At 71.9% G+C, this 23,754-nt stretch carries 21 protein-coding genes; 8 read left to right on the top strand and 13 right to left on the bottom strand.

Annotated elements, in window-relative coordinates; all coding sequences use genetic code 11:
• Positions 1 to 9 precede the first annotated feature (9 nt).
• Positions 10 to 771, bottom strand: a complete 762-nt coding sequence (locus ACZ592_RS33575) for an ABC transporter permease (protein WP_471585467.1) — start codon at positions 769 to 771, stop codon at positions 10 to 12.
• A gap of 44 nt (positions 772 to 815) precedes the next feature.
• A complete protein-coding gene (locus ACZ592_RS33580; RefSeq protein WP_471585468.1) occupies positions 816 to 1,598 on the bottom strand; it encodes an ATP-binding cassette domain-containing protein in 783 nt (260 codons plus the stop codon).
• A gap of 100 nt (positions 1,599 to 1,698) precedes the next feature.
• On the opposite strand from ACZ592_RS33580, the gene ACZ592_RS33585 reads away from it, so the two are divergent.
• From ACZ592_RS33585 to ACZ592_RS33600, 4 genes are all read left to right on the top strand, one after another.
• Positions 1,699 to 2,340 (top strand): TetR/AcrR family transcriptional regulator, encoded by a 642-nt coding sequence (locus ACZ592_RS33585; protein ID WP_471585469.1) that lies wholly within the window; start codon positions 1,699 to 1,701, stop codon positions 2,338 to 2,340.
• A 147-nt stretch (positions 2,341 to 2,487) separates the two neighbouring features.
• A complete protein-coding gene (locus ACZ592_RS33590) occupies positions 2,488 to 3,336 on the top strand; it encodes a 3-hydroxyacyl-CoA dehydrogenase family protein (RefSeq protein WP_471585470.1) in 849 nt (282 codons plus the stop codon).
• Positions 3,337 to 3,532: 196 nt separating this feature from the next.
• The gene (locus ACZ592_RS33595) at positions 3,533 to 3,856 is read left to right on the top strand and encodes an STAS domain-containing protein (RefSeq protein WP_030792181.1); all 324 of its coding nucleotides are present in this window, start codon (positions 3,533 to 3,535) and stop codon (positions 3,854 to 3,856) included.
• A 208-nt stretch (positions 3,857 to 4,064) separates the two neighbouring features.
• A complete protein-coding gene (locus ACZ592_RS33600; protein ID WP_471585471.1) occupies positions 4,065 to 6,521 on the top strand; it encodes an ATP-binding protein in 2,457 nt (818 codons plus the stop codon).
• Between the two features lie 114 nt (positions 6,522 to 6,635).
• On the opposite strand, the gene nucS is transcribed toward ACZ592_RS33600, so the two are convergent.
• Positions 6,636 to 7,307: an endonuclease NucS gene (nucS, locus tag ACZ592_RS33605; protein WP_471585472.1), complete on the bottom strand. Its 672-nt coding sequence runs from the start codon at positions 7,305 to 7,307 to the stop codon at positions 6,636 to 6,638.
• Between the two features lie 298 nt (positions 7,308 to 7,605).
• Here nucS and ACZ592_RS33610 point away from each other — a divergent pair, with 298 nt between their 5' ends.
• The gene (locus ACZ592_RS33610) at positions 7,606 to 7,998 is read left to right on the top strand and encodes an SCO5389 family protein (RefSeq protein WP_471585473.1); all 393 of its coding nucleotides are present in this window, start codon (positions 7,606 to 7,608) and stop codon (positions 7,996 to 7,998) included.
• A 74-nt stretch (positions 7,999 to 8,072) separates the two neighbouring features.
• On the opposite strand, the gene ACZ592_RS33615 is transcribed toward ACZ592_RS33610, so the two are convergent.
• On the bottom strand, positions 8,073 to 9,107 hold the full coding sequence (locus tag ACZ592_RS33615) for an LLM class flavin-dependent oxidoreductase (protein ID WP_471585474.1): 1,035 nt from the start codon (positions 9,105 to 9,107) through the stop codon (positions 8,073 to 8,075).
• A 212-nt stretch (positions 9,108 to 9,319) separates the two neighbouring features.
• Between ACZ592_RS33615 and ACZ592_RS33620 the strand changes: the two genes are divergently transcribed.
• A complete protein-coding gene (locus tag ACZ592_RS33620) occupies positions 9,320 to 9,652 on the top strand; it encodes an ATP/GTP-binding protein (RefSeq protein ID WP_471585475.1) in 333 nt (110 codons plus the stop codon).
• An 11-nt stretch (positions 9,653 to 9,663) separates the two neighbouring features.
• On the opposite strand, the gene ACZ592_RS33625 is transcribed toward ACZ592_RS33620, so the two are convergent.
• The 8 genes from ACZ592_RS33625 to mce all read right to left on the bottom strand — a co-directional run bounded on the left by ACZ592_RS33625 (position 9,664) and on the right by mce (position 20,387).
• Positions 9,664 to 10,518, bottom strand: coding sequence for an ABC transporter permease (locus tag ACZ592_RS33625; protein WP_471585529.1), 855 nt, complete (start codon positions 10,516 to 10,518; stop codon positions 9,664 to 9,666).
• A gap of 86 nt (positions 10,519 to 10,604) precedes the next feature.
• Positions 10,605 to 11,804, bottom strand: coding sequence for an ABC transporter ATP-binding protein (locus ACZ592_RS33630; RefSeq protein WP_471585476.1), 1,200 nt, complete (start codon positions 11,802 to 11,804; stop codon positions 10,605 to 10,607).
• Positions 11,805 to 11,914: 110 nt separating this feature from the next.
• Positions 11,915 to 12,751 carry a hypothetical protein gene (locus tag ACZ592_RS33635; protein WP_471585477.1) on the bottom strand — a complete coding sequence of 279 codons (837 nt, stop codon included), beginning with the start codon at positions 12,749 to 12,751 and terminating at the stop codon, positions 11,915 to 11,917.
• A gap of 45 nt (positions 12,752 to 12,796) precedes the next feature.
• A complete protein-coding gene (locus ACZ592_RS33640; protein WP_471585478.1) occupies positions 12,797 to 13,567 on the bottom strand; it encodes an ABC transporter permease in 771 nt (256 codons plus the stop codon).
• A 3-nt stretch (positions 13,568 to 13,570) separates the two neighbouring features.
• Positions 13,571 to 14,545 (bottom strand): ABC transporter ATP-binding protein, encoded by a 975-nt coding sequence (locus tag ACZ592_RS33645; RefSeq protein WP_471585479.1) that lies wholly within the window; start codon positions 14,543 to 14,545, stop codon positions 13,571 to 13,573.
• A gap of 72 nt (positions 14,546 to 14,617) precedes the next feature.
• Positions 14,618 to 15,553 carry a cellulose-binding protein gene (locus ACZ592_RS33650; protein WP_471585480.1) on the bottom strand — a complete coding sequence of 312 codons (936 nt, stop codon included), beginning with the start codon at positions 15,551 to 15,553 and terminating at the stop codon, positions 14,618 to 14,620.
• Positions 15,554 to 15,735: 182 nt separating this feature from the next.
• Positions 15,736 to 19,707: a polarized growth protein Scy gene (gene scy, locus ACZ592_RS33655; protein WP_471585481.1), complete on the bottom strand. Its 3,972-nt coding sequence runs from the start codon at positions 19,705 to 19,707 to the stop codon at positions 15,736 to 15,738.
• Between the two features lie 239 nt (positions 19,708 to 19,946).
• Entirely contained in the window at positions 19,947 to 20,387 is a 441-nt protein-coding gene (gene mce / locus ACZ592_RS33660) for a methylmalonyl-CoA epimerase (protein WP_471585482.1), read from the bottom strand.
• Positions 20,388 to 20,525: 138 nt separating this feature from the next.
• Between mce and ACZ592_RS33665 the strand changes: the two genes are divergently transcribed.
• Both ACZ592_RS33665 and meaB read left to right on the top strand, forming a co-directional pair.
• Positions 20,526 to 21,728, top strand: a complete 1,203-nt coding sequence (locus ACZ592_RS33665; RefSeq protein WP_471585483.1) for an acetyl-CoA C-acetyltransferase — start codon at positions 20,526 to 20,528, stop codon at positions 21,726 to 21,728.
• Between the two features lie 97 nt (positions 21,729 to 21,825).
• Positions 21,826 to 22,782 (top strand): methylmalonyl Co-A mutase-associated GTPase MeaB, encoded by a 957-nt coding sequence (gene meaB / locus ACZ592_RS33670; protein WP_471585484.1) that lies wholly within the window; start codon positions 21,826 to 21,828, stop codon positions 22,780 to 22,782.
• Positions 22,783 to 22,967: 185 nt separating this feature from the next.
• On the opposite strand, the gene ACZ592_RS33675 is transcribed toward meaB, so the two are convergent.
• Positions 22,968 to 23,699, bottom strand: a complete 732-nt coding sequence (locus ACZ592_RS33675) for a PepSY domain-containing protein (protein WP_471585485.1) — start codon at positions 23,697 to 23,699, stop codon at positions 22,968 to 22,970.
• Positions 23,700 to 23,754: the final 55 nt, after the last annotated feature.

Genomic DNA, 23,754 nt, shown 5'->3' on the forward strand with positions numbered 1-23,754 from the left:
CCAGCGTAGTTAGGCGCCGGCCCTCCTGAAGACCCGTGTGCCCACCGTCACGGACAGCAGCACGAAGCCGAGGGCCGTCAGGGCGCCGTACAGCATGGTCGTGGTCGCGTACTCCCCGACGTAGCCCGCCCGCACCGCGTCGACGAGATAGCGGAACGGCATGAAGTGGGAGAGCACGTCCAGCCAGGCGGGCGCGAGCGCCATCGGCAGCATCAGGCCCGAGAGCAGCATCGAGGGCATGCTGACCGCGTTCACGACGGGGCCGAACTCGTGGGGCTTGTCGACCTTCATGGCCAGCGCGTACGAGAGGGAGGCGAGCCCCGCGGTCAGGAACGCCACGAACGCGAAGCCGATGAGGATGCCGCCGAGCGGCGCCCTGAGCCCCATCGCCAGCGCGGCGAGCACGAGCAGCACCGCCTGGAAGACGAAGAGCGCGGCGTCGCGCAGGACCCGGCCGAGCAGCAGCGCGAGGCGGCTGACCGGCGTCACCCGCATCCGCTCCACCACGCCGAACTGCTTCTCGATGATGAGCGCGAAGCCGCTGAAGGTGGCGCCGAACAGGCCGAGTTGGAGCAGCAGGCCCGGCACGAGCACCTGCCAGGAGTCGCCCTGTGAGCCGAGCGGCAGGTCGGTGAGCAGCGGCCCGAAGAAGAGCAGGTAGAGCAGGGGAGTGAGGACGCCGAAGAGGATCTGGAACGTGGAGCGCAGCGTCTGCCGGGCGTACCGCCCGAAGATCAGCGCGGTGTCGGAGAGCAGTGCGGACAACGACATGGCGGGGTCCCGGTTTCCTGTGCGCGGTGGTGGGGTGGGGTGGGTCAGACGGCGACGGGAGTCGTGTCCTTGGGGGCGATGTCGCGCCCGGTGATGGCGAGGAAGGTGTCCTGGAGCGTGGCGTCGATCGAGCCGCCGTACTGGAGCTTGAGCGCGCTCGGCGTGCCCTCGGCGACGACCACGCCCCGGTCGACGACGACCAGCCGGTCGGAGAGCGCGTCGGCCTCGTCGAGGTAGTGCGTGGTGAGGAAGACCGTCGTGCCGTGCTCGTCGCGCAACTGCCGCACCAGGCGCCACAGGTCGGCCCGGCTGCCCGGGTCGAGGCCCGTGGTCGGCTCGTCGAGGAAGAGGATCTCGGGTTCGTGGGTGAGGCCCATGGCGATGTCGAGCCGCCTGCGCTGGCCGCCGGAGAGCGCCGCGCAGGGGCGCTCCATCAGCTCGGTCAGGCCGAGGTCGCGGGCCAGCTCCTCGGCGCGGGCGGCAGCCCGGTCCTTCGTCAGGCGGTAGAGCCGGCCCTGGGTGACCAGCTCCTCGCGTACGGACATGCTCAGGTCGACGCCGCCGGACTGGGCGACGTACCCGATCCGGCTCCGTACGCCCGCGGGGTCCCTGAGGAGGTCGTGGCCCGCGACGGTGGCGGCGCCGCCGGTGGGCGGGAGCAGCGTGGTCAGCATGCGCAGCGTGGTCGTCTTGCCCGCTCCGTTGGGGCCGAGGAAGCCGAGGATCTCGCCGGGTTCGACGCGCAGGTCGATGCCGCGGACGGCCTCGACGGGGCCGCCCTTCGTACGGAAGGTCCGGGCGAGTCCGGCGGTGCTGATGATTGCCATGGCGACCACAAAAACAGAGTCCCTGAATTTTTGCAACGTCCCCAAAAATTCAGTGGCACCAAGTTTTCAGGCTCTCTAGGGAGCGGCCTACGATGAGGCCATGACGGAAGGCCTCAGGGAGCGCAAGAAGCGGCAGACGAAGCAGCGGATCTCGGACATCGCGACCGGGCTCTTCCTGGAGTACGGGTTCGTCACCGTGACCATCGCGGAGATCGCGGACGCCGCGGACGTCTCGGTCAACACGGTCTACAACTACTTCCCGGCCAAGGAGGACCTCTTCCTCGACCGGGGCGACGACGTGACCGACCGCCTCGCCCGCCACGTGCGCGGCCGCCGCGACGGCGAGTCGGCCGCCGACGCCGTCCTGCGCGAACTGCGCGCCGACGTGGAGGCCGTATCACCGGCCGTCGGGCTCTTCCCCGGCTGGGCCGACTTCATGAAGGTCATCACCGAGGCGCACCCCCTGCGCTCCCGGCTCTGGGCGATCCAGCAGGAGGCCCTCGACCGGCTCACGAAGACCCTCGCCGAGGAGACCGGCGCCGGGCCGGGCGACCCGCTGCCCGGCCTGGTCGCGGGCCAGCTCTCCTGGGTCCACAGCACCCTCATGGCCTGGATCGGCGACGAGATGTCGCAGCGCCGCGAACCCGCCGAGGTCTCCCGCGAAGCCCTCGCGCTCCTCGACGAGATGGAGGAGCTGCTCGGCGAGAAGGTCCTCAACTACGCGGTGCGCGCCGCCGAATGAGGCGTACCGGTGTGATGTCCGTCATCTGAGACGTGACGCGCATCTCTTCACCGCCACAGGCGCCCTCACGGACGCTAACGTGCGCCGCAGAGGCATGCGTAAACAGCGTGTAAGCCAAGCGTGATAAGCGGTAGGGGAGTCGGAACAGTGGCACGGAAGCTTGCCGTCATCGGAGCCGGACTCATGGGGTCCGGCATCGCTCAGGTCTCCGCCCAGGCGGGCTGGGACGTCGTCCTGCGCGACGTCACCGACGAAGCCCTGACCCGCGGCACCGACGGCATCAAGGCGTCGTACGACAAGTTCGTGAGCAAGGGCAAGCTCGCCGCCGACGACGCCGAGGCCGCGCTCGGCCGCATCACCACGACCACCGACCTGGACGCCGTCGCCGACGCCGACATCGTCGTCGAGGCCGTCTTCGAGAAGCTCGAGGTCAAGCACGAGATCTTCCGCACGCTCGACAAGCTCGTGCGCGACGACGCCGTGCTCGCCTCCAACACCTCCGCCATCCCGATCACCAAGATCGCGGCCGTCACGGAGCGCCCGGAGCGCGTCGTCGGCGCCCACTTCTTCTCGCCGGTCCCGATGATGCAGCTCTGCGAGCTGGTGCGCGGCTACAAGACGAGCGACGAAACCCTCGCCCGCACCCGAGAGTTCGCCGAGTCCGTCGGCAAGACCTGCATCGTCGTCAACCGCGACGTCGCCGGCTTCGTGACGACCCGTCTGATCTCCGCGCTCGTCGTCGAGGCCGCCAAGCTCTACGAGTCGGGCGTCGCCACCGCCGAGGACATCGACATCGCCTGCAAGCTCGGCTTCGGGCACGCCATGGGACCGCTCGCGACCGCCGACCTGACGGGCGTCGACATCCTGCTGCACGCCACGAGCAACATCTACACGGAGTCCCAGGACGAGAAGTTCGCGCCGCCGGAGCTGATGCGCCGGATGGTTGACGCCGGTGACATCGGACGCAAGAGCGGGCAGGGGTTCTACAAGCACTGAACCAGCACTGACGTACGCCGTCTGACGGCCCGTCGGACGCTTCGGCGCCCTACGGGTCACCCCTCGGAGTGAATTCGGTATCGGTTCGCTTACAGACGGCAACTTCCTCGCCCATGGGGCAGTCAGTTGCAGTGACATACGCAGATGCCCTACGTACCGGGCGTCACAGCAGACACAGCACTCTCGGGGAGCGCATATGCACATCAGGGGCGACCAGGCCCAGCTGGTCGTCGGGGGACGCCTCGACGTACGCAGCGCGGCGGACGCCCGCACGGTCCTGCACTCGGCCGTCGACGACGGAGCCGGCGACCTGGTGCTCGACCTGTCCGAACTGGACTCGTGGGACGCCACGGGACTCGGCGTGATCATGGGCGCGCACCGCCGCGCCGGACGGTGCGGACGCAGACTCGTCCTGCGCCACGTGCCGCCGCAGATGCAGCGCCTTCTCGTGGCGACCCGGCTCCACCGCATCCTCGCCATCGAAGGCGGCATCGGTGTCGAATCGCTCCCCAGAGCCTGAACCGCACCTCGCGCACAATCCTCACGAGACTGTGACGTCTCGGGCGGGGCGGGACCCCGCCCACTCGTAGATACTGAGCAAAGGTCTAGGGTTCGGTCGCCCACCGATATGACGAACCCGCACGGGGGCACCGGACCAGAAGCGACAGCGCAGTGTGCACGAAGGCCGGAGGGGGCTCTGCACACGACGCATCTGGGGGGCTAGGACCATGGACCCGATGAACCGGGGACCCGAAGAGTACGGCCACCGTTCCGGTGGCGACGATCACGACGGCCCGGCGCGGCCGCAGCGGCCGCGCGATCCCATCACCGCCGACTACAGTCAGCCCGCGCCCGCTCTGGCCCGCACCGTCCAGCTCGTCTCCGGCGACTTCCTGGTCACCGTCAACCCCGTCGACGGCAGCGAGATCGAACCCTGCCCGCCGGGCGAACGGCCCGAGCGCCCCGCCAAGCGCACCGCCGACGACCGCGCCGAGCTGCGCCGCGCCTCGATGCCGCCCGTGCCGCCGGGGCCCGCGCTGCCCAGGCTGCCGCTTCTGGAGCGCCAGGAGGACCGTGAACGCCTCGTACGGCTCCTCGCGCGCGGCCGCTCGGTGCGGCTGACCGGGCCCGCCGGATCGGGCCGCACGGCGCTCCTGAACACCGTCGCCGACGACTGCGCGGACCTCGCCCCCGACGGCGTCGTGCGCCTCTCGGGCTGCCGCAGGACGCCCACCGAGCTCCTCCACGACCTCTTCGCGACGGTCTACGACGCACCGCTGCACCGCCCCGAGCGCGCCCAGCTCCTCGAACTCGTCCACGACATCGGCGCCGTCGTCGTCCTGGACGACCTGGAGTTCGGCGGCGCCGGACTCGACGAGCTGCTCGACGCGACGCCCGAGTGCGCCTTCCTCATCTCCGCGACCCCCGACGTCGCCGCACCCTCGGCCGACTCCCACCTCGAAGAGGTCTTCCTCGGCGGGCTCGGCCGCGGCGGCGCCCTGGAGCTCCTGGAGCGCGCCGTCGGCCGGGTCCTGGACGACGACGAGGCCAACTGGGCGGGCGACCTCTGGTTCGAGTCCGAGGGCCTGCCGCTGCGCTTCGTCCAGGCGGGCGCCCTGCTCCGCCAGCGCGACCAGCTGCGCGCCGACCCGCACGCCTTCGAGGAGCGCGGCTCCTTCGGCGACGCCCCGGCCGACGCGCCCTTCGACGCCGATGACGGCTACGACGTGCCGCTGCCCTCGGTCGCCGACGGAGCCGCGCCCGCCGCCCTGCTCGCCGCGCGCCTGAGCCCGTCCGCCCGCACCACGCTCACCTTCGCCGTCGCCCTCGGCGGCGAACTCCCGCACCAGGCCCACCTGCCCGCCCTGGTCGGCGACACCCACGCCGACGCGGCCCTCGCCGAGCTCGTCGGCTGCGCCCTGGTCACCGCGGTGGGCGCGCACTACCGCCTCGCCGCGGGAGTGCGCGCCCAGCTGGAGGCCGCCGGGTACGCCGACGCGGCCCCCGAGCACGCCCTGGCCGCCGCCCAGCACTACGCCTGGTGGGCCGGACACCCCTCCGTCACCCCGGAGCGCGTCGCCGCCGAGGCGGCCGCCGTGCAGGCTGCCCTCGGCGCCCTGGTCGCCACCGAGAGCGGCGCGGCCGTGCTGCTCGCCCGCACCGCGGCGCCCGCCTTCGCCGGCGGGCTCGCCTGGGGCGCCTGGGAGCGTGCCCTGCGCTCCGGCCAGGAAGCGGCACGGAACGCGGGCGAGGTCGCCGAGGAGGCGTACTTCCACCACGAGCTGGGGATCCTCGCGCTCTGCGGCGGACAGCTCGACCGGGCCCGCGCCGAGCTGGAGGCCTCCATCGGGCTGCGCGGCGCACTCGCCGACAAGCGCGGCATGATCTCCGGGCGCAGGGCCCTCGCCCTGGTCGCCGACCGCTCGGGCGGCACGCCGCCCGGCGGGCAGACCGCCGCGGGCGAGGAGCTGCCCGACGCGCGCCACGAGGAGTCGGCGTCGCCCCCCGGCGGTGTGCCCGCCGCCTTCGCGCTGCCCGTACCGCCCCCGGAGCCGGACACGCTGGTCACCAGCCGCGTCACGCCCGCCGTGGTCGCGGGACCGGCACCGAGCCGCCGCTCCATCATCAGCGGCACCCGGCGCAACCTCGTCGCCGCGGGCGCGGGAGCCCTGCTCGCCGCCGTCCTCGGCACCGTCGTCACGCTCGGCGCCACGTCCGACAACGACGACCCGCCGGGCGACAAGGTCACGACGGAGCAGTCGGCGCAGGAGGGCGGCGGCGACGACGGGCTGACCGCCGACACGCCGCAGAAGGACTCCACCAGCCGCCCCGGCGGCCCGGGCGAGGGCACCGCCACCGGCACCTCGAACGGGCCCACGCCGAGCGACAGCGACGAGCCGTCCGGCAAGCCGAGCGGCAGTGACGAACCGTCGGGCGAGCCGAGTGGCAAGCCCACCGAGCCGACCGGCAAGCCGACGAAGCCGACGGACAAGCCCACCAAGCCCACGGACAAGCCGACGAAGCCGACGGACAAGCCCACCGAGCCGACGGACCCGCCGACCGAGCCGACGGACCCGCCGACGTCCCCGCCCACGAGCGGGGCCCCGCCCTCGGCGCCGAACAGCTCGAACTCGGTGAGCCGACCGGCGAGCTCTCCGGAGGCGGACAGCGGTACGGCGGGCTGACCGAGACGGCGAAGCGGCCACGTGAACGCGGAAGAGGGCCGGGTCCACCAGGACCCGGCCCTCTTGCCCGTAGGTGACGGGCCTGTACGTGACAGGACGTGTCAGGCGCGCGCGTCAGAACAGCCGCAGCTTGTCGTCCTCGATGCCGCGCAGCGCGTTGTAGTCCAGGACGGCGCAGCCGATGCCGCGGTCCGTGGCGAGAACGCGCGCCTGCGGCTTGATCTCCTGGGCGGCGAAGATGCCCTTGACGGGTGCCAGGTGCGGGTCGCGGTTCAACAACTCCAGGTAGCGGGTAAGTTGCTCGACGCCGTCGATCTCGCCGCGCCGCTTGATCTCGACGGCGACGGTCTGGCCGTCGGCGTCGCGGCAGAGGATGTCCACCGGGCCGATCGCCGTCATGTACTCCCGACGAATGAGTGAGTAACCCTCGCCGAGCGTCTCGATACGGTCGGCCAGCAGCTCCTGAAGGTGTGCTTCCACGCCGTCTTTGATGAGACCGGGGTCGACGCCGAGCTCGTGCGAGGAGTCGTGCAGGATCTCCTCCATCGTGATGATGAGCTTCTCGCCCCCCTTGTTCACGACGGTCCACACACCGGCGTCGTCCCCCGAACCCTCCTTCAACGTGCAGGGCGGGGACATCCAGTTGAGCGGTTTGTAGGCCCTGTCGTCCGCGTGGATGGAGACGCTGCCGTCGGCCTTCACAAGGATCAGACGGGGGGCCGACGGGAGGTGGGCGGTGAGCCGGCCCGCGTAGTCCACGGAGCATCGGGCAATGACGAGACGCATGGGGCGCAACGCTACTCGACTCGGGGCGGTGCACGCGATTCGCCTTCCCCCCTCCCGCCACCCGTGCAATGGCGGTAGCCTCCGGGCCGCTGAGCGCCCGCCGTACGCTCCGGGGCGCGCGTGACTTGTCCGTCGATGAACCTGTTCGATCCTGGCCGGTTATGCGCCCAATCTTCTGGTGCGGTCACCGCCCGTTGCCTACCGTAGAAGCTAGAGGTCGTCATCCGTGCACGCTGCGTAGGCGGACTCCATCCCTGTCCGTAGGCCCCCGCTCTCCGGGGGTGCGAGAGGAGAACCCATGTCGCTCGACGTCTCACCGGCACTGTTGGAACAGGCCGAGCGAGGCGAGGTCGACGAAGCGGAATTCGTCGACTGCGTCCGGACCTCCCTGCCTTACGCATGGGAGATGGTCAGCTCCCTGGTGGCCCAGTTGAAGGTTGACGGCGGCGAGTTCGCCGACAACCAGACTCCGCCGCCGGACGAGCAGGCTCGTGGTCAGCTGCTGCGCGCGCTCGCGAGCGACGCGATTCGCGGCGCGCTGCAGAGGCATTTCGGTGTCCGTCTGGCCTTCCAGAACTGCCACCGCGTGGCGGTTTTCCCGCTCGACTCCTCGGTGGACGACCGGCTCGCCCGCTTCACCTCGATACGGGGCCAGCTGCTCAACCAGTCACCGGAACTGCGGGACTGCTGACGTCTGTTGCTGCCGCTCCGTGCGCGGGAGGTGTTTCAGTTCGGAGCGGCAGCTCCGCGGCACGACAGCGCTTCTCAGCCGAGCTGGGGAAGCACTTCGGCGCCCAGCCTGCGGACGTTCTCCTCGGTGGCCGCGAGATCGCCCGAGCCCTCCACGAGCAGTGCGAAACGCGTGATGCCGGTCCGCTCCGACGTGGCGGCGATCCGGTCGGCGCACACCTGCGGGGTCCCCACGGGGTGCAGCCCGCAGAGCAGTTCGGTGTACGCCAGGGGATCCCGCATCGAGCGATGCCGGCCGTCCACGGTCACATGGGCGTCCAAGCCCTGCTTCAGCCAGCCCGGCATCGCCTTCTGTAACGTCTCGGCCGCCTCCAGGCGCCGGTCCGCGACCTGTGCGACGCCTGCCGACACGTGTGACGCGGCGGCCATCGCCTCGCGACCGTGCCCCGCGGCACGCGCGTGCCGATCCCACAAGGCCACCATTTCGGCCTTCTCCTCGTCACCCACATGCATGCCGAGCAGCATCGGCAGGCAGCGCTCCGCGGCCAGCCGCACACTGGACGGCGAGGTGCAGGCGACGACCACCTCGGGACCGCTCCCGCCCCCGCCGTTCAGAGCCTCCTGCGGGCTGGGAACGACGGCCACTTCACGGAACGCGAAGCGCTCGCCGCGGCCTTCGACGCGGGGCTCCCTCAGCCACTGGAGCAGCAGGTCGAGGGATTCCGGGAACCCCGACTCGTACGCCTCGAGGCCGGCTCCGAAGACCTCCAGGTCCACCCACGGGCCGCCGCGCCCCACACCGAGCGAGAAGCGGCCGCCGGACGTCAGGTGCAGCAGCGCCGCCTGCTCGCCGAGCGCCACGGGGTGCGCGGTCGGCAGGACGCTCACGGCTGTGCCGACGCGGATCCGTCGCGTCCGTCCGAGGAGCAGCGCCGCGAGGGTCACCGCCGACGGGCACGTGCCGTACGGAACGAAGTGGTGCTCGGCGAGCCAGACCGAGTCGAGCCCCGCCTCCTCGGCCACCTCGGCGGACCGCACCGCTCGGTGCAGCGCCTCCCCCTGCCCCTGTCCCGGGAACTGGGCGGCCAGAACAAAACTACCTACACGCATCGAACTCCTGCCTCCTATGGCGCCGACGCAGGCACTCCCCCTACGGGCAACAACGCGTGACACGTGCCAAAGGCACGGCTTGGCGAGAAGATTGTTGGATTTTCCGTGCGGTCGAGGGGAGCCGGGAGCCGTCGGCGCGGGACGGGTACCCCAGGGCGCGGCGCGTAGGCTGGTAGCCCCCTTGACCGCCGTACAGCCCGTGAGGTGTTTCCGTGTCCCCGCGTCGCAACCGCCCCAAGGGCGCCGGAGAGCCGACCGCGTCCGCGGACGCGCCTCCGCCGGGCCGCTACGGCGGCTTCCAGAGCACGGAGAGCTGGCAGGGCGATGAGTGGAGCGTGCGCCACGTCGCGGGCGCGAGCGCGGCGGGCAAGCGGTACCGCTGCCCCGGTTGCGACCAGGAGATCCCCTCGGGGCTCGCGCACGTGGTGGCCTGGCCCGAGCACTCGGGCGTGGACGAGCGCAGGCACTGGCACAAGGCGTGCTGGAACGCGAAGGACCGCCGCACCACGCGGGTGCAGCGGTCCCGTAACGCGCCGAGGCACTGAGGCCCGCGGGCCTACACGTCGCGCTTCTCCAGAAGGGCGAACGCACCGGCCACCGCGGCGGCCGTGACGACGGCGAGCAGCGCGAGCTGCGAGCCGCCGCTGCCGCCGGTGTCGTCGGCGCCGAAGACCTTGGCGAGCGCGGTGATGGCGTTGTAGTCGTTCATCTTCTCGCCCAGCGGCTCCGTGCTCTCCCAGATCATCAGGAACGCGGGCAGGATCGCGGGGACCAGGACCACGCCGAGCATCGCGGTGATGGCGCCCGCGGAGTGGCGCAGCATCGAGCCGACGCAGAGCGCGAGCACGCCGAGCAGCGAGACGTACAGGCCGCCCTTGAAGACCGTGCCGGCCCACGGCAGGTCGCCCGCCTCCGGGCCGCTGTGGGCGGCCGAGGCAGCGAGGCCCACCAGCAGGATGGAGCCCGCGGAGACCACGAAGGCGAGCACGAAGAAGATGATGATCTTCGCGGTGAGCACGCGGTGGCGCTGCGGCGACGCGGTGAACGTCGTACGGATCATCCCCGTGCCGTACTCGGACGAGGTGACCAGGACGCCGAGCGTGATCAGGCAGATCTGGCCGAGCATCAGGCCGAAGAAGGCCGGCACGGTGAAGGGCATGTCCGCGTAGTCGCTCGGCTGCGTGTTCGCCACGGCCAGCAGGCCGATGCCGACGACCAGGAGCAGGAAGATGCCCAGGGTCCACACCGTGGAGCGGACCGACTTGATCTTCGTCCACTCGGAGGAGAGGGCGTTGCCGAGGTGGGTCTTCTTGACCGGGATCGGCGAGGTGTAGGCGTTGGCCATCGCCTGCTGCCAGGCGGAGGGCGGTGCGGGGGCGGCGGGCGCGGGGGCCGCCGGGGCGCCCTGCATCGGGGCGCCCGGGACCGGGGCGCCCGCCGGTGCGTACGCCTGCTGGGGCTGCGCCTGCGGCTGCTGCTGCGGAGTCGGAGGCGTGGTCATCGAAGGTCCTCGCTGTCTCGCTTGGTCATGTCGGGGGCGGGTGCGGGGGCCGGCGGGGCGGCGGGGGCCTGCTGGGGTGCGGGGGCCTGCTGGGGGGCCGTGGCGTAGGGGTTCGGCGTCTCCGGCGCGCCCTGCGGGTGCGGCATCGCGAAGGGCCGGCCACCGGGCTGGGGCGGCGGCGGGGCGTACCAGCCGGGCTGGCCCTGGCCGGGCACCGGCGGCTGGCCCTGCGGCACCGCGCCGGGCGGCAGCTGCTGCTGGAGACCCGCCCGCTGGTCGGCCGTGGAGCGGTAGTCGACGGCGCCCTGCGTCATCCGCATGTACGCCTCCTCCAGGGAGGCCTGGTGCGGGGAGAGCTCCCACAGGCGCACGTCGGCGCCGTGCGCGAGGTCGCTGATGCGGGGGAGCGGCAGACCGAGCACGCGCAGCGCGCCGTCCTGCTCCGGCATCACCTGGCCGCCCGCCTCGGTCAGCGCGGCGGTCAGCTTCTCGCGCAGCTGCGGGTCGCTGTCCGGCGTGCGCACCCGCGCGAAGTCCGCGGAGTTCGCCGAGATGAAGTCCTTCACGCTCATGTCGGCGAGCAGCTGGCCCCGGCCGATCACGATCAGGTGCTCTGCGGTCAGTGCCATCTCGCTCATCAGGTGGGACGACACGAAGACCGTGCGTCCCTCGGCGGCGAGCGACTTCATCAGGTTGCGGACCCAGAGGATGCCCTCGGGGTCGAGGCCGTTGACCGGCTCGTCGAAGAGCAGCACCTGCGGGTCGCCCAGGAGCGCCGCGGCGATGCCGAGGCGCTGGCCCATGCCGAGCGAGAAGCCCTTGGAGCGCTTCTTCGCCACTTCCTGCAGGCCCACGACGCCGAGCACCTCGTCGACCCGGCGGGCCGGGATGCCGGAGAGCTGCGCGAGGCAGAGCAGGTGGTTGCGCGCGTGCCGGCCGCCGTGCACGGCCTTGGCGTCCAGGAGCGCGCCGACCTGGCGCGGGGCGTTCGGGAGCTTGCGGTAGGGATAGCCGCCGATCGTCACCTGCCCGGAGGTGGGCGCGTCGAGCCCCAGGATCATGCGCATCGTCGTCGATTTCCCGGAGCCGTTCGGCCCGAGGAAGCCCGTGACGGTACCCGGTCGCACCTGGAAGGAAAGGTTGTACACGGCTGTCTTGTCGCCGTAGCGCTTCGTCAGGCCGACTGCCTCGATCATTCTCCGCACCCATCGAATGGTTCAGGACGTCGGGGCACACGCCCCCGTAAGGGTTAGGAGGATAACGGGGAGCTGACGGTTCCAGCCAAGAGCGGGTAAAAGCGGCGGGCTCACAGAGGGGGGACCGGGAGCTCCGTCCACGGCAGGACCCAGCCCTCCTCGGCGAAGAGACGGGTGCCCCGAGCGCGCAGCTCGGCGTCGGCGGCGGCCCGCCGCACCCAGGACGCCGCGTCCGGCCCGAGCAGCTCGCGCAGGCGTGCGGAGGCGTCCAGGAGTACGCCGAGGAGTGCCGCCTGGTCGCCGCCGCCCGGTCGCGGCAGGCCGGTGAGCGGGTCGGCGAGGACGCCGTGCACACCGACGTAGACGTACGCCCCGGCGAGCCGCTCGCCGGACGGCAGGTCCATCCCGTACGGGTCGCCGGGCAGCAGCACGCGCCGGTAGTTGGGGTGCTCCGTGGCGTCGACCGCGGACAGCTGCACCCCGTCCAGCCAGGAGACGACGAGCGTGGCCCGGGTCGCGGGCGCGGCGTAGGGGGCGGCCGCCACGTACCCCGCCCGGCCGATGTGGGCGGAGCAGCCCACGCCGATGCCGCTCAGCCGCACGGGCACCATCGGCACGGCGCTCGGCAGCCCGAGCCGGGTGAGCTTGTACGCGAGCTGCCCGGGGGAGGCGTTCGAGCCGACGGCGATCACCGGGACGCGCTCGGCGACGGGCGGCTGTCCGAGGCGGGCGAGGACGTCGTCCAGCGTGCGCCGGGGCCGGTGGCCGGCCCCGGCCCCTTCCACCGTCCACGCGCCGGGCCCGCCGGCCGTGACGTGCAGCGGCAGCAGTTCGGCGCCGGTCAGCAGGGAGGGGGCCGTGGCCGGCAGGCCCGGGTAGGTGAGGGGCTGGAGGGCGGGCACGCCGTCGAGGCCGAGCGCCGCGAGTCCGCGGTCCTGCGTCGTCACACGTCTCCCTGCGCCCCGCGGGCGTACTCGCTCAGGACGCGGCGGTCACGCGTCCCTCTTCTTCAGCAGTACGTACCCACCGATGAGCGCCACGACGACCCAGGCGACCATGATGCCGAACCCGCCCCAGGGCCCGTAGGGGGTGTCGTCGTCGAGCGGCGACTTGACCTGCATGATCCGGCTGCCGGCCTGGTCGGGCAGGAAGCGGCCGATCTTCTTCGTCGCCGAGACGTTGCCGAGGATGCTGGAGATCAGGAAGAAGAACGGCATCAGGATGCCCAGGGAGAGCATCGGACTGCGCAGCATCGTCGCGACGCCCATCGAGAACATCGCGATCAGCGTCATGTAGAGCGCGCCGCCGATCACCGCGCGCAGCACGCCCGGGTCGCCGAGCTGGGCCTTGTACTGGCCGAGCATCGCCTGCCCGACGAAGAACGTGATGAAGCTGGTCACCAGGCCCACCACGAACGCGAGCAGCGTCGCCACGGCGATCTTGCTGAACAGGAACGTGGCGCGCTGCGGGACCGCGGCCAGCGAGGTGCGGATCATGCCGGTGCTGTACTCGTTCGAGACGACGAGCACCCCGAAGACGATCATCGCGAGCTGGCCGAGCGACATCCCGGCGAAGCTGATGTACGTCGGGTCGAAGGTCAGCCTGTCCTTGGCGTCCATGCTGTCGTAGTCGTTCTTGGACAGGATGCTGATCAACGTGCCGAGCGCGATCGTGACGACGACGGCGAGGCCGAGCGTCCAGACGGTCGACGACACCGAGCGGATCTTGGTCCACTCCGACTTCAGAACCTGCGTCGCGGCCATCGCTCAGGCGTCCTTCCGCTGCTGCCAGCCTTCGCCCCAGCCCGTGGCGGGCGGCGGCGCGGCGCTGTCGTGGTCCGTGTGCGCGTGGTACTCCACCGATTCGGCGGTGAGCTGCATGAAGGCCTCTTCCAGCGACGCCTGCTGGGGGCTCAGCTCATGGAGGACGAGCTGGTGGCTCGCGGCGAGCTCGCCGAGTTCCTCGGCGGGGGTCCCGTCGACCTCCAGGGTGCCGCCGCCCGCCTCGACGGCGGTGACGCCCGCCCCGTGCAGGACGTCGAGGAGCCGCTCCCGCTGCGGGGAGCGAAGGCGCACGTACGACCGGGAGTTCTGCCGGATGAAGTCCGACATCGACATGTCGGCGAGCAGGCGGCCCTGGCCGATGACGACGAGGTGGTCGGCGGTGAGTGCCATCTCGCTCATCAGGTGCGAGGAGACGAAGACCGTGCGGCCCTGCGCGGCCAGGGACTTCATCAGGTTCCGGATCCAGTGGATGCCCTCGGGGTCGAGGCCGTTGACCGGCTCGTCGAACATCAGGATCTCGGGGTCGCCGAGCAGGGCGCCCGCGATGCCCAGGCGCTGGCCCATGCCGAGCGAGAAGCCCTTGGCCTTCTTCTTGGCGACGGCGGTCAGGCCGACGGTGTCGAGGACCTCGGTGACCCGGCTGCGCGGGATGCCGTTGCTCTGCGCGAGGCACAGCAGGTGGTTGAAGGCGCTGCGGCCGCCGTGCATGGCCTTGGCGTCGAGGAGGGCGCCGATGTACTTCAGGGGGTCCTTCAGCTGCGCGTAGCGTATGCCGTCGATGCGCACCGCGCCGGCCGACGGGTTGTCGAGCCCGAGCAGCATGCGCATGGTCGTGGACTTGCCCGCGCCGTTCGGGCCCAGGAAGCCGGTCACGATGCCGGGGTGCACGCTGAAGGTCAGGTTGTTGACGGCCACCTTCTCGCCGTACCGCTTGGTCAGCCCCTCGAGCTCGATCATGCAGCAACGCTAAAACGGGACAAAGCCCCCTGCCACTTGGTGACAGGGGGCTTTACGCAGATGCACGAGGCCTCAGCGGGTCTGCTGCGCGGGCACCCCACGAGAGATCGGCTCGTCCTCGGCGGGCGTCCCGGCGGCGGCCACGGCCGCACCGGTGAGCGTCGCCAGCATCTCGCGCACGTTGGTGAGCTGCGCGTTGATGGAGTCACGGCGGTTGGTGAGCGCCGCGAGCTCGCGCTCGGACTCGGAGCGGATCCGGTCCGCCTTGGCGTTGGCGTCGGCGACGATGTCCTCGGCCTGCCGCTGCGCCGTCTCGACCGTCTGACGGGCCCGGCGCTCGGCGTCGGTGCGCAGCTTCTCCGCCTCGAGGCGCAGCTGCTCCGCACGGTGCTCGATCTCCGCGAGGCGCTTCTCGGCCTTGGCCTGACGCGAGGCCAGGTCGCGCTCGGACTGCTCGCGGCGCTTGGCGAGGTTCGTCTCGAAGTCGGCCGCGGCCTGGGCGGCCTTGGCGCGGGTCTCCTCGAAGAGGGCGTCGGCCTCCTCGCGCTTGGACTGCGCGTCCTTCTGGGCCTCGGCACGCAGCGCGTTCGCCTCGCCCTTGGCCTTCTCGACGATCCGGACGCCCTCGTCCTCGGCCTTCGACTTGCGCTCGGACGCGAACGACTCCGCGTCGTTGCGCACCTGCTGGGCGGCGGACTCGGCGAGCTCGCGGTGCTGCTCGGCCGCGCGACGGGCCTCCTCGCGCAGGTCCTTCGCCTCCTCCTCGGCGAGGCGGAGGATCTTCTCGACGCGAGCACCGAGACCGGCGTACGACGGCTCGGCGTCGGCAACCTGGGCCTGGGCGTTCTGCGTCTCGAGGTGCAGTTCCTCGATGCGCTTTTCCAGAGCAGTGATACGGGCAAGAGCGCTGTCACGGTCGGAGACGAGCTTGGAGATACGTTCGTCCACCTGAGCGCGGTCGTACCCACGCCGCACAAGCTCGAAGCCGTAGGGGGAAGTGTCGCTCATGGGGTTCCTGTCGAATGAGACCGGTGAGGTGATAGAGGGAATCCTAGGGGTCCGAGCGGCGTGTCATCGAGCAGATGCCCGTTTGATCTGGAGAATGACACCCCTTTTGAGTGGCTAACCGCCGGAGCGCTTGCCAGCGACAGGGTCAAAGGTCCTTACAGAGCACGGCAGATGCTCTTTGGCTAGCTCTCTGACTGCTTGCCACCCGAACGTGTCGACCCCGCCGCGGCTCCGGCCTTGACGCCGCCCGCGCCCGAGCCGCTGTTGGGCCCGGTCTTCGCACCGCTCGACGGGGCCTCGAAAGACTCCAACGCCTCGAGCACGTCCTGGACACGGGAGATCTCGGCATTGATGTCCTCTCGGCGCCGGACCAGCACCTCCAGCTCGTGCTTGCCCTCCTCGACGACACGGGTCGCCTCCGCCTGCGCGTCGGCCTTGATCTGCTCTGCCTCGCGCGAGAGCTCGGCCTTCTTCGCCTCGGCCTCCTTCAGGAGCCCCTCGGCCTTCTTCACGGCGGAGATACGGACCTTGCCCGCCTCGGAGTTGGCGTCGGACACCAGTTCCTTGGCCTTCGCCTGGGCCTCCGCCAGCTGCTCCTCCGCGGCCTTGACCAGCGCGTCGCAGCGCTCGCCCGCGGTCTTCATCGCCTCGGCGGACTCGCGGCGGGCGCGCTCGTGCAACTCCTCGATCTCGGCGGTCAGCCGGTCGCGCTGCTCCTCGGAGCGCTCCCTTATGGCCGTCGCGTCCCGGCGGGCGCCGACGAGCAGTTCGTCCGCGTCCGTACGGGCCTTCTCCACCAGGGAGTTGCCCTCGACCGTCGACTCGGAGATCAGCCGCTCGGCCTCCTTGCGGGCCGCGCCGACCATCGTGTCGGCCTGCGCCTCGGCGTCCGTGGTGGCCTTGAGGGCCTTCTCCTGGGCGTCGGCGGTCAGCTTCTCCGCCTCCGCGGCGGCCTCCGTGATGAGCGTGTCGACCTGCTCGGCGGCTTCCTGACGGCGCTTGTTGGCCGCCTGGCGGGCCTCGTCGAGGGTCCGGTCCGCCTCCTCGCGCGCCTCGGACGTGAGGCGCTCGGCCTCCCGGGCCGCGTCCGCCTTGACGCGCTCGGAGTCGCTGCGGATCCGCTCGGCGTGCTGCTGCGCGGAGTTGACCGTCTCGGCGGCCTCGGCGCGCAGCCGCTCCGCGTCGCCCGACGCGTCCGAGATGAGCTTCTCGGCCTTCGCCACGGACTCCGTACGGACCCGCTCGGCCTCGGTGGTGGACTCGGTCCTGAGCTGCTCGGCCGCCGCGGTCGACTCGGCGCGCAGCCGCTCGGCCTGCTCGGTGGCCTCCGTGTGCAGCCGCTCGGCCTCCGCGACCGTGTCGGTCTGCAGCTTCTCGGCCTCGCTGCGGGCCTCGCCGATCAGCTGGTCGGCCTGCGTCGCCGCGTCGCTGCGGATGCGGTTGGCGTCCTCGCGGGCGTCGGCCCGCGTACGGGAGGCGTCCTGCTCGGCCGACGCGATGGTGTCCGACGCCTCCGTGCGCACCCGCTGGGCGTGCTCGGACGCGTCCGAGCGCATCCGCTCTGCCTCCGCGATGGCCTCCGACACCGTGCGCTCGGCAAGGGCCTTGGCGGCCTCCGAGGCCTCCGACGCCTCGCGCCGGGTGCGATTGGCGTCCTCGGTGGCGCGCTCCCGCTCGGCGTAGGCGTCGGTGCGGACCCGGTCGGCCTCCTCCTGCGCCTCGGTCTTCGTGCGCTCGGCGGCGTGCTCGGCGGCCGAGCGCAGCCCGGCGACCTCTTCCTGCGCCGCCTCGTGCAGACCGGCCACGGAGTCCCGTACCGACTGGGCGTGCGCATCGGCGGCCGAGACCATCTCGGTCGCGCGGCGGTCGGCCTCCTCGACGAGACGGACGGCCTCGGCCTGCGCCTCCTCGACGCGGTTGCGGGCGGACGCGAGGAGTTCCTCGCTCTGCTCGCGGGCCCGCTCGCGCTCCTGGTCGGCCTCGGCGCGCGCGGAGCCCAGGGTCTCCTCGGCCTCCCGGCGGCGCCTCGCGGCCTCCTCCTGGGCGGCGGCCAGCTCCTCGGCGGCCTCCGCGCCGACGCGCTCGGCGGCGGCAGCGGCCTCCGCGCGGACCCGGTCGGCCGACTCCTGCGCCTCGGTCTTGAGCCGCTCGGCCTCGGCCGCGGCCTCCGAACGCAGGCGTACGGCGATGTTCTCGCCCTCGGCGCGGGCCTGTGAGGCATCGGCGGCCGCTTCGGTGCGCAGCCGCTCCGCCTCGGTCTCGGCCTGCGCCTGGAGCGTACGGATCCGCTCGGCGGACTCCGCCCGCAGCCGGTCCGTCTCGTCCGTGGCCTCCTTGCGGATGCGCTCGGCCTCCGCGCGGGCGTCGGTCAGCGCCTGCTCGGCGCCGGCCAGGCGCTCCTCGGCCTCCGTGTGCAGCCGGGTCAGCTCGTCGGCGGCCTCGGCCTGGCGTGCCGCTATGGCCCGCTCGGTCTCCTCGCGCAGCTCGCGCGCCGCGTCCTCGGCGTCCGACCTGGTGGTCTCGGCCTGCTCGGCGGCCTCCTCGCGGTGCCGCTCGGCCTCCGCGCGGGTGCGCTCCAGGGTCTCCTCGGCCTGCGTGCGCAGCGTCGTGGCGCGCTCGACGGCCTCGGTGCGCACCCGCTCGCTCTCGGCGGTCGCGGCCGTACGCAGCTCGTCGGCGTCGGCCTTCGCCTTGGCGAGCAGTTCCTCGGCGGACTTGGCCGCCTCCTCGATCTGCTGGACCGCTTCGCGCCGCGCCTCGCCGCGGATGCGTTCGCCCTCGGCGCCGGCGTCGGCCCGCAGCTGCTCGGCCTCGCCGCGCAGCCGGCGCGCCTCCTCCTGCAGCTCGACGGTCTTGGCGCGGTACTCCTTGGTGTCGTCCTTCGCCGCGCCCTTGAGCTCCTCGGCGATGTCGTGCGCCTCGGCGCGCAGCCGGTCCGCCTCGGTCTCCGCCTCGGTGCGGATCCGTTCGGCCTCCTCGGTGGCGGCCTTGGTGGTCTCCTTGGCGTCCTTGGAGGCCTTGTCCAGGACCTCCTCGGCGGTCCGCGCGGCCTTCGCGAGCTGGCCCGCGGTCTCCTCGGCGGTGATCGTGCGCGCCTTCTCGGCGGCGTCCGCGATCAGCTTCTCGGCCTCCGCGCGGGCGTCGGCGACCAGCTGCTCGGCCTCGGACTTGGTGGCCTCGGCCTCCTTGGTGGCCTCGCTGACCAGCCGGGCGACCTGCTCCTTGGCGGTACGCGTGCGCTGTTCGTTGGCGCCCTCGGCGGCCGAGAGCTGTTTGGACGCGGTGTCCTTGGCCTCGGCGAGGACCTTCTCCGCCTCCGCACGCGCCTCGCGCAGAGCCGTTTCGGCCTCCGTCATGCGCTGCTCGGCGGCGCGGCTCGCCTCGGTGGCCTGGCGGCGGGCCTGCTCGGACTCGGTCGCCGTGGTGGAGCGCAGCTGCTCCGCGTGGTCGGTGGCCTCCTGGGCCTGCGTGGAGGCGGCGTTCAGGAGGCGCTCGGCGTCCGTGCGGGCGCGGCGCAGGATCGCCTCGGCCTCGGCGCGGGCGGCCTCGGAGTCGCCCGCCAGGCGCTGGCGTGCCTCCTCGGCGACGCGGGCGGCCTCCGCGCGGGCGGCGGCCAGGGCCTGGTCGGCCTCGGCGCGCGACTCGTCGAGGAGCCTGCGGGCCTGCTGCTCGGTGCGGGCCCTGAGCTGCTCGGCCCAGGCCACGTTCTCGTTGACGTGCGACTCGACGGTCTGGCGGCGCTCGGCCAGCTCCTGGTCGAGCTGCTGGCGGCGCGAGACGGCCTCGGCGTGCAGCTCGGACTGCAGGCGGGCCTGCTGCTCGGCGTGCTCCTGGAGGATCCGTTGGGTCTGCGCCCGGGATTCGCGGAGCTCGCGCTCGGCGTCCTGGCGCAGCTGGTCGGCCTGGATCTGGGCATTGCGGAGCATCTGCTCGGCCTGATACCCGATGTCCGCGCTGTCGTAGGCAGGGCGGGACGCGAGGTTGCGGCGCGCCTCGTGCAACTTGGCGCGCAACACCTCGACCTGGTAGCCGAGGTCCTCGGCGTGCTGGACGGCCTTCTCCCGCTCGGTCTTCAGCCGGTCCATCTCGGCCTCGAACCGCGACAGACTGTCGGTCTCAGCCCGCGAGTTCTCTTGGCGTTCGTAGCCCCGCACTGCGCGGTCCCATCCTTCCCCAAGCTCTCCGAGCAGGGGATGCCCCAACCCTGGTCGCAAGTCTCTCCAACGAGCCCCGTCCATCCGCCGAACGGGGCCCCCGGGTGAATGGTGTCAGATCAACAGCGGAGCATGGGCTGCTGCCCCGACGCTCGTCCCCCGAAACCCGGACCCCGGCACGTGGCCGCCCCGAACTTCGGACGGCCGTCGCTCACCCTACCGGCCCGGATATACCGAGGTCAGTGCTCCGAGGGCTCGGAAGGTGCCGAAGTGACGAGTTCGGTGAGGACTCCGTGGCAGTCCTTGGGGTGCAGGAAGGTGATCCGCGAGCCCATGGAGCCGATCCGGGGCTCGTCGTAGAGGACGCGCACGCCCTTGTCCTTGACGGCCGCGGCGTCGCCGTCCACGTCGGCGGTGCCGAAGGCGATGTGGTGGACGCCCTCGCCGTTCTTGGCCAGCCACTTGCCCACCGCGGAGTCGTCGCGGGTGGACTCCAGGAGCTGCAGGTAGGAGGCACCTCCGTCGTCGGTCCCGTTGATCTTGAGCATGGCCTCCCGCACGCCCTGCTCCTCGTTGACCTCGGTGTGGAACACCTCGAATCCGTACGTCGCGCGGTAGAACTCGACGGTCTTGTCGAGGTCGAAACAGGCGATCCCGATGTGATCGATTCGCGTCAGCATGCTTCAAGTGCAGCGCTAGTCGCAGTGATTACGCAACGTGCGCGCGATCACACTCGCCGCCCGGTGACGGCAGGGGTACTGCTCAGTACATTCAGATAAACCCTCGTTAACTCCTCTCCTCCCAAGGGGTCGTCGCACATGGCAGGAACGACCGGTACCACCTCAGTGATCGTCTCGGGCGCGCGCACGCCCATGGGCCGTCTTCTCGGCTCCCTGAAGTCCTTCTCCGGTGCGGATCTGGGGGGATTCGCGATCAAGGCCGCCCTGGACCGTGCGGGCATCGGCGGCGACCAGGTGCAGTATGTGATCATGGGCCAGGTGCTCCAGGCCGGGACAGGGCAGATCCCGGCACGCCAGGCCGCCGTCAAGGCGGGCATCCCCATGAACGTCCCGGCGCTCACCGTCAACAAGGTGTGCCTCTCGGGTCTCGACGCCATCGCGCTCGCCGACCAGCTGATCCGTGCCGGCGAGTTCGACATCGTGGTGGCGGGCGGTCAGGAGTCCATGACCAACGCCCCCCACCTGCTCCCCAAATCCCGTGAGGGCCACAAGTACGGCGCGATCGAGATGCTCGACTCCATGGCGCACGACGGCCTGACCGACTCCTTCGACGGCGTCGCGATGGGCGAGTCCACGGAGAAGCACAACACCCGCCTCGGCATCGCCCGCCCGGAGCAGGACGAGGTGGCCGCGCTGTCCCACCAGCGCGCCGCCGCGGCCCAGAAGAACGGGCTGTTCGAGGCCGAGATCACCCCGGTCGAGATCCCGCAGCGCAAGGGCGACCCGGTCCTGTTCTCCCAGGACGAGGGCATCCGCGCGGAGACCACCGCCGAGTCGCTCGGCAAGCTGCGCCCCGCCTTCGCCAAGGACGGCACGATCACCGCGGGCACGTCCTCGCAGATCTCCGACGGCGCGGCCGCGGTCGTGGTGATGTCCAAGGCGAAGGCCGAGGAGCTTGGCCTCGCCTGGATCGCGGAGATCGGTGCGCACGGCAACGTGGCGGGGCCCGACAACTCCCTGCAGTCGCAGCCCTCGAACGCGATCAGGCACGCGCTGAAGAAGGAGGGCCTGCAGGCCTCGGACCTCGACCTGATCGAGATCAACGAGGCCTTCGCCGCCGTCGCGGTGCAGTCCATGAAGGACCTCGGGGTGTCCTCGGAAAAGGTGAACGTCAACGGCGGGGCCATTGCCCTGGGTCACCCGATCGGTATGTCGGGAGCGCGCGTCGTGCTGCATCTCGCCCTGGAGCTGAAGCGGCGCGGCGGCGGTGTCGGCGCGGCCGCGCTGTGCGGTGGCGGTGGTCAGGGCGATGCCCTGATCGTGAAGGTGGCCAAGGCCTGAGGCGTCGGCACTCGGCCGTCCCGCGGGCATGTCCCGTACGCGGTGAGCGTGCGTACACCCTCGTGCGCATGTCCCGTACGACTCGATCGGAGCTGTGATGCAGGACGTCCCCTCCCTGGTGGCGCAGGCCCGCGAGGGCAGGCCGCGGGCCGTGGCCCGGCTGATCTCACTGGTCGAGGGGGCGTCACCGCAGCTGCGTGAAGTGATGGCGGCGCTGGCGCCGCTGGCCGGCCACGCCTACGTGGTCGGCCTCACCGGATCGCCCGGTGTCGGCAAGTCGACATCGACGTCCGCGCTCGTCAGCGCCTACCGGCGGACCGGGAAGCGCGTCGGTGTCCTCGCCGTGGACCCGTCGTCGCCGTTCTCGGGCGGCGCGCTCCTCGGCGACCGGGTGCGGATGTCGGACCACGCGTCCGACCCCGGCGTCTACATCCGTTCCATGGCCACGCGCGGGCACCTCGGCGGGCTCGCGTGGGCGGCGCCGCAGGCCATCCGCGTGCTCGACGCGGCGGGCTGCGACGTGATCCTCGTCGAGACCGTCGGCGTCGGGCAGTCCGAGGTGGAGATCGCCTCGCAGGCGGACACCTCGGTGGTGCTCCTCGCGCCCGGCATGGGCGACGGGATCCAGGCGGCGAAGGCCGGAATCCTGGAGATCGGCGACGTGTACGTCGTCAACAAGGCGGACCGCGACGGCGCCGACGCGACCGCGCGGGAGCTGAACCACATGCTGGGCCTCGGTGAGTCCCGCGGCCCCGGCGACTGGCGCCCGCCGATCGTGAAGACGGTCGCGGCGCGCGGCGAGGGCACCGACGAGGTCGTCGAGGCGCTGGAGAAGCACCGGGCGTGGATGGAGGAGCGGGGGGTCCTCCAGGAGCGGCGGGCCGCCCGGGCCGCGCGCGAGGTGGAGACCATCGCGGTCACCGCCCTGCGGGAGCGCATCGAGTCCCTGCACGGCGACCGCCGGCTCTCCGCACTGGCGGAGCGCATCGTGGCGGGCGAGCTCGACCCCTACACGGCCGCCGACGAACTGGTCGAGGGCCTGACGGAGGGCTGATGCCCGTGGCCCGGCACACGGACCGACGCACGGGCCCCGGCAACCGGCCCGGCGCACGGGTGCGGCCCGGACCCGGGTCCGGGCCGGGCTTCCGGCGGTGATCACTCTCGGTGACCCCGCGGCCCGCGGGACGGCCCGGAGGCGGCGCCGATGACGCCGCCTCCGTGGCGGAAAACGTACTCCGGTCAGTCGTCCTGGCCGTCGTCGTCGTGGTCCTGGCCGTCGTGGTCGGCACCGTCGTCGCTGTCGCGGTGGTCCCCGTGGTCGTCACGGTCGTCGTCGTGCCGGTCCGCGGTGACCTTGCCGCTCTGGAGGTCGACGTTCCACTCGGACTCGGCGCCCTTGGCGCCCGTCGTCTCCACGCTCCAGGCGGTCGCCCCGCCGTCGTCGTCCAGGTCCACGGAGGTCACGTTCCCCTTGGCGGCACCGGCCTTCGCGGCGTCCTCGGCGCTGGTGGACGCGCCCTTGAGGGCGGAGTTCACCCGGGCGGCGTCGGCCGCGTCGTCGCCGTCGTCGTCCTTGTCGACCCACGAGCCGAGGATCTTGCCCGTGCCGGGGTCGACCTCGACGTTGTGCCAGGTCTTGCCGTCCAGGACGTCGACCTCCCAGACCAGCCCGCCGTCCTCGTCGTCGAGGTCCGCGGAGACGGCGGTGCCCTTGGTGTCCGCCAGCGCGGCCTTGATGGCCTCGGCGGCCGTCACCTTCGCGGCCTTCGCCTCGGCGGTGTTCTCCGCGGCGTCGTCGCGGTCGTCGTCCCGGTCGTTGCCGTTGGCGTTGCCGTTGCCGTCCTTGAGCTGGACGCTCGACTTGTCGGCGCCGGTCGGCCCGTCGTCGCCGGTGACCGCGAGGGCGGTGGCGGTGCCGCCACCGACGAGGGTCAGTGCGGCGACGGTGGCGATGACGATGTTGCGCTTCATGAGGGTTCCTCCCGAGTCGTTCGGCGCTTGGCCGTTCGCTTTCGACGAGGACCAA

It is taken from the genome of Streptomyces sp. NPDC040622, assembly GCF_055593965.1.